At 78.5% G+C, this 7,061-nt stretch carries 6 protein-coding genes and 1 riboswitch; of the genes, 5 read left to right on the top strand and 1 reads right to left on the bottom strand.

Annotated features, from left to right (window positions below):
• On the top strand, nt 1-990 hold a 990-nt coding region (locus tag ACFO3M_RS06985; protein WP_387987842.1), incomplete at its 5' end, for a thiamine pyrophosphate-dependent enzyme.
• Between the two features lie 342 nt (nt 991-1,332).
• A riboswitch (cyclic di-AMP (ydaO/yuaA leader) is annotated at nt 1,333-1,502 on the top strand.
• 4 nt (nt 1,503-1,506) lie between these two features.
• A complete protein-coding gene (locus ACFO3M_RS06980; RefSeq protein WP_387987841.1) occupies nt 1,507-2,661 on the top strand; it encodes a LysM peptidoglycan-binding domain-containing protein in 1,155 nt (384 codons plus the stop codon).
• Between the two features lie 96 nt (nt 2,662-2,757).
• Here ACFO3M_RS06980 and ACFO3M_RS06975 read toward each other — a convergent pair whose 3' ends face one another.
• Nucleotides 2,758-4,032, bottom strand: a complete 1,275-nt coding sequence (locus tag ACFO3M_RS06975; protein ID WP_387987840.1) for an isochorismate synthase — start codon at nt 4,030-4,032, stop codon at nt 2,758-2,760.
• Between the two features lie 36 nt (nt 4,033-4,068).
• Between ACFO3M_RS06975 and ACFO3M_RS06970 the strand changes: the two genes are divergently transcribed.
• The 3 genes from ACFO3M_RS06970 to ACFO3M_RS06960 all read left to right on the top strand — a co-directional run bounded on the left by ACFO3M_RS06970 (nt 4,069) and on the right by ACFO3M_RS06960 (nt 7,002).
• Nucleotides 4,069-4,788 carry a demethylmenaquinone methyltransferase gene (locus ACFO3M_RS06970; protein ID WP_387987839.1) on the top strand — a complete coding sequence of 240 codons (720 nt, stop codon included), beginning with the start codon at nt 4,069-4,071 and terminating at the stop codon, nt 4,786-4,788.
• Nucleotides 4,789-5,000: 212 nt separating this feature from the next.
• The gene (locus ACFO3M_RS06965; protein WP_387987838.1) at nt 5,001-5,687 is read left to right on the top strand and encodes a phosphoribosyltransferase; all 687 of its coding nucleotides are present in this window, start codon (nt 5,001-5,003) and stop codon (nt 5,685-5,687) included.
• Nucleotides 5,688-5,727: 40 nt separating this feature from the next.
• A complete protein-coding gene (locus tag ACFO3M_RS06960; RefSeq protein WP_387987837.1) occupies nt 5,728-7,002 on the top strand; it encodes a geranylgeranyl reductase family protein in 1,275 nt (424 codons plus the stop codon).
• Nucleotides 7,003-7,061 lie beyond the last annotated feature (59 nt).

The following is a 7,061-nucleotide window of genomic DNA, read 5'->3' as shown; positions in this document are numbered from 1 at the left end:
GGGCCCGACGCCGCCGGCCGGGCGTGGGCGGCCGGCGCCGCCGCGGCCGGCTGGCCGGTGGTCGCCGAGCCGAGTGGCGGGGCGTGGACCGACGGCGCCGTGCGCGGCGGGGCGCTGCTGCTCGGCGTGCCCGGCTGGCTGGACGCGCACCGGCCCGACCGGGTGGTCGTCGTCGGCCGGCCGACGCTGTCCCGGCCGGTGTCCGTGCTGCTGGCCGACCCGCGGGTGCGCGTGGAGACCGTGGTCGCCGGGCCGCGCTGGCCCGACGCCGGCCGCACCGCCGCGCTGGTCACCCGCGCCGCCCCGCCGGCCGGGCCGCCCTGCGACCCCGGCTGGTCCGCCGCCTGGCGCGCGGCCGCCCGCCGGCCGCGCTCCGCCGTCGTCGCCGCCCTGGACGCCGCCACCGGGCTGACCGCCGCCCGGCTGGCCCGCGACGTCGTCGCCGCGCTGCCGCCGGGGGCGCTGCTGGTGCTCGGCTCCTCCACGCCGGTGCGCGACGTCGACCGGCTCGCCGTCCCGCGCGGCGACGTCGCCGTGCTCGCCAACCGCGGCGTCGCCGGCATCGACGGCACGGTGTCCACCGCCGTCGGCGCCGCGCTGGTCCACGGCGGGCCGGCGGTGGCGCTCATGGGCGACCTGACGTTCCTGCACGACCTGCAGGGGCTGCTCACCGGCGAGGGCGAGCCGCGCCCGGACCTCACCGTGGTGGTGCCCGACAACGACGGGGGCGGGATCTTCGCCCAGCTGGAGCCCGGGCGGCCGGCGTACGCCCACGACTACCGGCGGGTGTTCGGCACGCCGCACGGGCGGGACCTGGTCGCCGTCGCGGCGTCCCTGGGGTGGGAGGCGGTGGCGGTGACCACGCCGGAGGAGCTCGCCGCCGCGCTGGCGCGCGGCGGGCCGCGGGTGGTCGTCGCCCGCACCGACCAGCGCGCGGAGGCCGACCTCGCCGTCGCCCTGCGGGAGGCCGCGGGCCGCGCGCTGGCCTGACCGGTCCGAGGAGCGCCGGAGAGGGCCCGGGCACGGCCCGGGAGCTCGTCCCAGGCCCTCGTGACGGGCCGGTCCGGCACGCGTTCCCGGTGGCCTTCGTCACGGGACCCGGCGCGGACGCGGCGGGGACGGCACGACCCCGGCAGGGCCCGATCGTGCGCGGCGAGCAGCGGGTTCCGTTACCCGCGCGGTGGTCACGCCGACGTCACGCCGTACCCCACACGCCCCGGCCGAACCGCCGTGTGACCGCCGTCACGACGACAGTCGACATGACGACACGTAACGTTTTGGCTGCGCTCAGCGAACACAGAGCGCGGCGCCGGTCCGCCAAACCCTGCCCACCGGTCGCCCACGTCAACTCCCAGGGCAGGGGTGGGGGACCCACTCTTCCGGCGCGCGACGGCCTACGGGGGCCTGTCGGAGCGCGCCTCGGGGTGAAGCCGCGGACCGCGGCCGGGCACCGATCGCCCGAACCCGACAGCTCACCTCGCCGGCGGTGATCGGGAGATCATCACCATGCCCAAGCACCGCGCACCCCGCTACGTCCGCACCAAGAAGGTCATCGCCAAGGCCCCTGTCGCCGCCGGCGCCGCCGCCGTCGGTCTGGGCGTCCTGAGCTCGCCGGCCTCCGCCTCCACCACCCACGACTGGACCGGCGTCGCCCAGTGCGAGTCCAGCGGCAACTGGAGCATCAACACCGGCAACGGCTACTACGGCGGGCTGCAGTTCAGCCAGTCCACCTGGGCCGCCTTCGGGGGCACCGACCTCGCCCCGCGCGCCGACCTCGCCACCCCGGCCGAGCAGGTCCAGATCGCCGAGGCCGTCCTGGCCGGCCAGGGCGTCGGCGCCTGGCCGACCTGCGGCAAGTACCTGACCGACGGCACCACCGCGGCCGCCGCCGAGGCGCCGGCCGCTCCCGCCGAGCAGGCCGCCCCGGCCGCCGAGGCCCCGGCCGCTCCGGCCGAGCAGCCGGCCGCCGAGCAGGCCGCCCCGGCCGAGCAGGCCGAGGTCAGCACCGAGGAGTACACCGTCCGCTGGCGGGACACGGTGGCGAAGATCGCCGCCGCCCACGGCCAGAGCTGGCGGGAGCTCTACGAGCGCAACATCGACGTCATCGGCGGCAACCCGAACCGGATCTACCCCGGTCAGGTGCTGGCGCTCAGCGGCTCGACGGCCGCCCCGGCCGAGGCCGCTCCGGCTCCCGCCGCCGAGGCCGCCCCGGCTCCGGTCGCCGCCGCCGGCGAGGCGGCGCCCGCCGCCACCCCGCCGATCGCCGAGGCCGCTCCGCAGGTCGCGCAGGCCTCGGTCGTCGCCGAGATCACGAACACCGCCGGCGCGATCCACGAGGCCGTGCAGGCGGCGGCGAACGCCGTCGTCAGCAACGTCCCGGGCGCCGCGGACATCACCCTCGGCGGCACGCGGGCCAGCGCGGTCGACCCGGACGGCCACCCCTCCGGCAAGGCGCTGGACTACATGGTCATGTCCGACGCCGCCCTCGGCGACGCGATCGCCCAGTACCACGTCGACCACTGGGACGAGCTCGGCGTCGAGTACGTCATCTGGCAGCAGCGCATCCTGACCTCGCCCGACGGCGCCTGGAAGGCGATGGAGGACCGCGGCGGCGCGACCGCCAACCACATGGACCACGTGCACGTGAACTACGTGGGCTGACCTCCGCCTCACCCGACGAGGGCCCCGACCGCGCGCCGCGGCCGGGGCCCTCGTCGTCCCCGGGGCAGGACGGCGGCCGGCCGGGAGCGGGCCGGCTCAGCCCTCCAGCGCGGCCTGGAAGGCGGCGAACTTCGACTGGGTCTCGGCGAGCTCGGCCGCCGGGTCGGAGCCGGCGACGATGCCGCAGCCGGCGAACAGCCGGGCCGAGCACGGGTCGTCGTCGACCAGCTGCGCGCAGCGGAGGGCCAGCCCGAACTCGCCGTCCCCGCGGGCGTCGAGCCAGCCCACCGGCCCGGCGTAGCGGCCGCGGTCCATGCCCTCCAGCTCGGCGATGACCCCGGCAGCGGCCTCGGGCGGGGTGCCGCAGACGGCGGCGGTGGGGTGCACGGCGTCGACCAGCTCCAGCAGCCCGGCGCGGCCGCGGGCGCCCGAGCGGCGCTGGGTGCCGACGACGTCGGTGGCCAGGTGCCGCACGTTGGGCAGCGTGAGCAGCGAGGGCTGCTCCGGCACCGACAGCGCGGTGCAGAACGGGTCGAGCGCCCGCACGAGCGAGTCGACGGCGAGGGCGTGCTCGGCGCGGTCCTTGGCGCTGGCCAGCAGGCCGGCCGCGAGCCGCTCGTCCTCGGCGCCCGCGCCGCGCGGGGCGGTGCCGGCCAGCACCCGCGCCGACAGCTGCCGGCCGGTGCGGCGCAGCAGCAGCTCGGGAGTGGCGCCGAGCAGCCCGTCGACGGCGAAGGTCCAGCAGTCGGGGAAGCGGGCGGCCAGCCGGTCGAGCAGGCGGCGGGGGTCCAGCGGCACGTCGGCGGTGACCAGCAGGTCGCGCGCGAGCACCACCTTGGCGAGGTCACCGGCGCCGATGCGGCCGATCGCGGCGGACACCGCGCCGCACCACGAGGCGGGGTCGAGCGCGCCGTCGGCGTAGCGCAGCCGCCCCGGCGCGGGGGTCAGCGGCTCGCGGGCCGCCGCCATCACGTCGCCCGGGTCGGCGTCGCCGGTCGTGGTCACCCAGGCGACGCCGTCGCGGCGGCCGACGACGACCTCGGGGACGACGAACACCGACGTCTCCCGCGCGGGGTCGAACGCGACGCTCGCGAACACGACCGGCCCGGAGCCGGGCACGCCCACCTCGTCGTCGACGGCGAGGGCGGCGCTGCGGTCGGCCCACCAGGCGGCCGCCTCGGCCAGCGCGCCGGGACCGGAGACCTCGAGGCGGTCGGCCTCGCCCCAGCCGACCAGGCCCTCGCCGCGGCGCACCCAGGACAGCGCGCCCCCGCGCGACAGCAGCGCCAGCAGGTCGGGGGAGTCGGGCAGCGCGACCGTGGTCACGGCGGGCGCGGCGGCGTCCGGGGTGGTCACCGCCGCTGCCGTCACGTCCCCCAGCGTAGGCAGCCGGTAGCGTCGTCCGCCGTGGCAGACCGGCGAGACAGCGCACACACCGCCGGGTCGAGGGCCGGGCTGGACAAGCAGCCGCACGAGGTCGCGGCCATGTTCGACGGCGTCGCCCGCCGCTACGACCTCACCAACACCGTGCTCTCCGGCGGTCGCGACGCCGCCTGGCGGCGGGCCACCCGCGAGGCGCTGGGCGCCCGGCCGGGGGACCTCGTCCTCGACGTCGCCGCCGGCACCGCCGTCTCCACGGTGGAGCTCGCCGCCGGGGGCGTGCGCGCCGTCGCCTGCGACTTCTCCCAGGGGATGCTGCTGGCCGGCGCGGGACGGCCGGTGCCCAAGGTGGCCGGCGACGCGATGGCGCTGCCGTTCGCCGACGCGAGCGTCGACGGGCTGGTCGTCTCCTTCGGCCTGCGCAACGTGGCCGACCCCGACGTCGCGCTGCGCGAGTTCGCCCGGGTCGTCCGGCCGGGCGGGCGGCTCGTCATCTGCGAGTTCTCCAGCCCCACCTGGAAGCCGTTCCGCACCGTCTACACCGAGTACCTCATGCGGGCGCTGCCGCGGATCGCCCGCGCGCTGAGCAGCAACCCCGACGCCTACGTCTACCTGGCCGAGTCGATCCGCGCCTGGCCCGACCAGCCGGCGCTCGCCGCCCGCATCCAGGCCGCCGGGTGGACCGACGTCGCCTGGCGCAACCTCACCGGCGGCGTCGTCGCGCTGCACCGCGCCGTCCGCCCCTGACGGGCCGCCGGCGAGGGCTCCCGCGGCACGCCCACGGGGATAGCGTCGCCGCATGACGACACCGACACCGATGCCCGAGCCGCCCGGTCCGTCGCCGTCCCCGGTCGACCCGATCTCCCCGCCGTCGCCGGCCCCGCTGCCGCAGCCGAGCCCCACCGACCCGAGCGCCCCGCCGCCGTCGGGACCCCAGCCCGTCTGACCCGGGCCGCGCGGTGGACGGCCGCCCGTACCGCGACCGGCGCGACGCCGGCCGGCAGCTCGCCGCGCGCCTGACCGACCCCGCCCGTCCCCCCGCCGTGCCGCTCGGCCCCGACGCGCTCGTCCTCGGCCTGCCCCGCGGCGGCGTCCTGGTCGCGGCCGAGGTCGCGGCGGCGCTCGGCGCGGAGCTCGACGTGGTCGCCGTCCGCAAGCTCGGCCTGCCCGAGCGGCCGGAGCTGGCCATGGGCGCGCTGGCCGCGGTGGGGGAGACCGTCGAGAGCGTCCGCAGCGAGTCCGTCCTCGCCCGCAACCCCGTCGGACCGGCCGCCGCGGACGAGGTGCGCCGCTCCGAGCTCGCCGAGCTGCGCCGGCGCCAGCTCGCCTACCGCGGCGACCGGCCGCCGCCCGCGCTCGCCGGCCGCACCGCCGTCCTCGTCGACGACGGGCTGGCCACCGGCTCCACCATGCGCGCCGCCCTCGCCGCGGTCCGCGCGGCCGGCCCCGCCGCGGTCGTCGTCGCGGTGCCCGTCGGGGCGCCCGACGTGTGCGCCGACCTGTCCGTGCTGGCCGACGAGGTCGTCTGCCCGGTCACCCCGCACCCGTTCGGCGCGGTGGGCCGCTACTACGACGACTTCGGCGAGACGTCCGACGACGAGGTGCGCGCCGCGCTCGCCGGCGGCTCCGGCGGGGGGCCCGCCTAGGCTCGGGACGACCGCAGACCGAGCACCGAGGGGGCCGCGCGTGACGAGTCCGACCGCCGGGGGCAGCGCCGACGTCGTGGTGGTCGGTGCGGGGCCGGCCGGGTCGGCCGCGGCCTGGACGCTGGCCACCGCCGGGCTCGACGTCGTCGTGCTGGAGAAGGCGCGCTTCCCGCGGGAGAAGGTCTGCGGCGACGGCCTGACCCCGCGCGCGGTGAAGGCGCTCGACGAGATGGGGATCGACGTCTCCCCGGAGGCCGGCTGGGTGCAGCACCGGGGCCTGCGGGTCTTCGGCGGCGGCCGGGTCGTCGAGGTCGACTGGCCGCAGCTGTCCTCCTGGCCCGGCTACGGGCTCATCCGGCCGCGGAAGGACCTCGACCCGATGCTCGCCGAGCACGCGGTGGCCGCCGGCGCCCGGCTCGAGCAGGAGGTCACCGTCACCGGCCCGTTGCTGGACGACGCCGGCCGGGTCGTGGGCGTGCACGCGCAGGCCGGCCCGGACAGGGAGGCGGTGACCTGGCGGGCGCCGCTGGTCGTCTCCGCGGAGGGCCTGTCCGGCCGGCTGGCCAAGGCGATCGGCCTGACCCGCCGCGAGGACCGCCCGCTCGGCGTCGCCGTCCGCCGGTACGTCGAGACGCCGCGCGGCGAGGACCCCTACCTCGACATCTCCTTCGACCTCTCCGCCGAGGGCCCCACCGCCGACTCGATGCCCGGCTACGGCTGGTCCTTCGGCATGGGCGACGGCACCGCCAACGTCGGCTTCGGCCTGCTCGACACCCGCCGCGGCGGCGAGACCGACGCCCGCACCGTGCTGCGCCGCTGGCTGGCCACCCTGCCGCCGGAGTGGCAACTGGGCGAGGAGCACGCGGTCACCCCGCTGCGCGGCGCCGGCCTGCCGATGGCGCTCAACCGCGGGCCGGCCTACACCCGCGGCCTCCTGTTGGCCGGCGACACCGCCGGCGTGGTCAACCCGTTCAACGGCGAGGGCATCAGCTACGCGCTGGAGACCGGCCGCATGGCCGGGGAGACGGCGGCCGCGGCGCTCGCGACACCGGAGGGGCCGGCCCGCGAGGCGGTGCTGCGCCGCTACCCCGAGCGGCTGCGCGAGGCCTACGGCCGCCACCACCGGCTCGGGATGGCCTTCCTGGCCCTGCTCGACCGGCCCGGCCTGGTCCGCTTCGCCACCGCGCACGGGCTCGAGCGGCCGGCGATGGTGAACGCCGCGCTGCGGCTGATGGGCAACCTCTCCGACGGCCGCGACGGCGACCGCTTCGACCGCGTGGTCGCCGTCCTCACCCGCCTGGCGCCGTCCGTCTGAGGAGCGCCGGAAGCGGTCCGTGACCGGACCGTGACCCGGGGATGTGAACTCACTCACCC

Origin of the sequence: Geodermatophilus arenarius (assembly GCF_042654585.1) — a bacterium.
Taxonomy (GTDB): domain Bacteria; phylum Actinomycetota; class Actinomycetes; order Mycobacteriales; family Geodermatophilaceae; genus Geodermatophilus; species Geodermatophilus arenarius.
This window is presented reverse-complemented; position numbering and strand designations above follow the sequence as displayed.

Coding starts and splice junctions, on each gene's coding strand:
- ACFO3M_RS06980 (WP_387987841.1), top strand. CDS start 1,507: ATGCCCAAGCACCGCGCACCCCGCTACGTCCGCACCAAGAAGGTCATC.